At 35.1% G+C, this 2,691-nt stretch carries 3 protein-coding genes; all 3 read right to left on the reverse strand.

The annotated features are described in order from the left end of the window. The coding region (locus EZH24_RS09910; RefSeq protein ID WP_153227234.1) for a DnaJ domain-containing protein at positions 1-152 on the reverse strand (152 nt) is incomplete at its 3' end. Between the two features lie 74 nt (positions 153-226). After that, a complete protein-coding gene (locus EZH24_RS09915) occupies positions 227-970 on the reverse strand; it encodes a YoaK family protein (protein ID WP_236847156.1) in 744 nt (247 codons plus the stop codon). A gap of 144 nt (positions 971-1,114) precedes the next feature. After that, a partial coding sequence (gene dnaK / locus EZH24_RS09920) for a molecular chaperone DnaK (protein ID WP_137998986.1) occupies positions 1,115-2,691 on the reverse strand: 1,577 nt, incomplete at its 5' end.

The raw sequence follows: 2,691 nt of genomic DNA on the forward strand, positions 1-2,691 counted from the left end.
TTTATTGTTTGGGTTTCTGTCGGGGTGTTATTGTTGGGGTTTCTGTCGGGGTGATATTGCATCGCCAATTTTCTATAAGCTTTTTTTATCTCGTCCGCATTGGCAGTTTTTGAAACTCCCAAAACCTCGTAATAATCTCTTTTATCAGCCATTTATAAATATCCTTATTAACTTATTAAAAAATAAAATATAATTATACCTTAAATAAATTTTCAAACAAACAATTTCAAACTTCTTCAAAAAACATAAAACTATTTACAAACATCAATACTCCCGCCGCAATACAAACCGATTTAGTTCCGAATTTATTGGTAAATAGAGAACCTAAATAAGCGCCAAAAGTAAAAGATAAAATAATAGTCAAATAAATAAGTCCGTTTTTTCCGCTTTTAATATTATCTTCTTTTTTATTTTTATTATTGCTAAAAAAATAATTAAATAAATGTTCAGAAGCCGAGCGTAAATTTCCCGTGCACATATTCGTAACATAAGAAAGCCCTTCTACTCTATTAAAAGTAGACATATGAACCGCCGATATAAAAGAAACCGAACTAACCATTAAAGAGTTTGGGAATTTTTTTGAAAATAACCCGACCATAAAAAATATAATAGTATTGATTAATAAAATAATATATCCCCATTCTATTATATGTCTTCCGTTTGTTATTTTCTTTATAAATTGAGCGAACCAAATTCCGCATATAAAAGACAATATTGGAAATAAACAGTTTATGGCGTCATAGAATCTTCCGCTCGCCAAATTCATTGCAAGAAAGATAATATTTCCCGTTTGAGCGTATGCAAAAACTCCGTCTCTCGTTATATAAGTATAGGCGTCCACATAACCGCCAACCATAGAAAGCATCGAAGCTATATATATCGTCTCCAAAATATGAATATCTTTCTTATTTTTTAGAAAAGATAGAATATTTTTTTTCGATTTATCTTTTTTCAATAATTTATTAATCAAAATCAAAACCTTTATAATCGATTTGTATATTCGTATAATTATATATCAAAGAACAATATAATCAAATAGGCGGCTAAAATATTTCGTTTATATTTTAATTTTTAACTTTAATATTCTAACCGCCAATGACTTTATATTCAACTTTTACTTTTTATCATTATCGTCCACAACCTCGTAATCGGCATCAACAACCGAATCGTCTTTTCTTCCCGTATCTTCGTTATTCGTTTCGTTTGCCTGACTCTGCTGTTGAGTTTGTCCGCCCGCTTGTTGTCCTTGTTTATAAAGAGTTTCGGACGCTTTGCTCCAAGTGGCTTGAAGCTCTTCCGTAGCCCTTTTAATATTATCCGTATTGTTAGAATCTATTGCCGATTTCAATGCGGACACTTTAGATTCTATTTCGGATTTATCGGAAGGTTGCAATTTATCTCCCGCATCTTTCAATAATTTTTCCGTTTGATAAATCATGTGGTCGGCGTTATTTTTAGCTTCCACTTCTTCTTTTTTCTTTTTATCCTCTTCGGCATGTTTTTCGGCGTCTTGCACCATTCTGTTAATCTCTTCCTCGCTTAATCCGCTCGAAGATTCTATTCTTATTTTTTGCTCTTTTCCCGTTCCCAAATCTTTAGCCGATACATGCACTATTCCGTTAGCGTCAATATCGAAAGAAACATCTATTTGAGGCACTCCTCGAGGCGCTGGCGGTATTCCAACCAAATCGAATCTGCCAAGCTCTCTATTGTCGTTAGCCATTTTTCTTTCGCCTTGTAAAACTCTTATAGTTACCGAAGGTTGATTATCCGCAGCGGTTGAAAATACTTGATTCTTTTTAGTAGGAATTGTCGTATTTCTGTTTATAAGAACCGTCATTACGCTTCCTTCCGTTTCGATTCCCAAAGAAAGAGGAGTTACATCCAAAAGAAGAACATCTTTAACATCTCCTTTTATTATTCCTCCTTGAACCGCCGCTCCCATCGCAACCGCTTCGTCTGGATTTACGCTTTTATTCGGCTCTTTATTGAATATATTTTTAACGGTTTCTTGGACTAAAGGAATTCTCGTAGAACCTCCAACCAATATAACTTCGTTTATATCGTTTAAAGTGAGTCCAGCGTCTTTAATCGCTTTTTCGCAAGGAATTCTCGTTTTTTCAACCAAATCTCTTATCAATTCTTCAAATTTTGACCTTGTCAAAGACACATTCAAATGTTTAGGTCCCGATGCGTCCGCAGTCAAATAAGGCAAATTAATATCGGTTTGTAGCGAGCTTGAAAGTTCTTTTTTTGCTTTTTCCGCCGCTTCTTTCAATCTCTGTAAAGCCATTTTATCGTTATTCAAATCAATGCCTTGTTCCTTTTTGAATTCGCCTATAAGCCAATCTATTACCGCATGGTCGAAATCGTCTCCTCCCAAATGAGTGTCTCCGTTCGTGCTTTTTACTTCAAATACTCCGTCAGCCAATTCCAAAATGGATATATCGAAAGTTCCGCCTCCCAAATCGTAAACGGCTATTTTTTCGTCTTTCTTTTTTTCCATTCCGTAAGCCAAAGCCGCAGCCGTAGGTTCGTTGATTATTCTTAAAACATTAAGCCCCGCTATTCTGCCCGCGTCTTTTGTGGATTGTCTTTGACTATCGTTAAAGTAAGCTGGCACGGTAATAATGGCGTCCGTCACAGTTTCACCCAAATATTCTTCCGCCGTTTGTTTCATCTTTTGAAGTA

The sequence above is a fragment of the Brachyspira catarrhinii genome (assembly GCF_005518285.1).
Classification (GTDB): Bacteria; Spirochaetota; Brachyspiria; order Brachyspirales; family Brachyspiraceae; genus Brachyspira; species Brachyspira catarrhinii.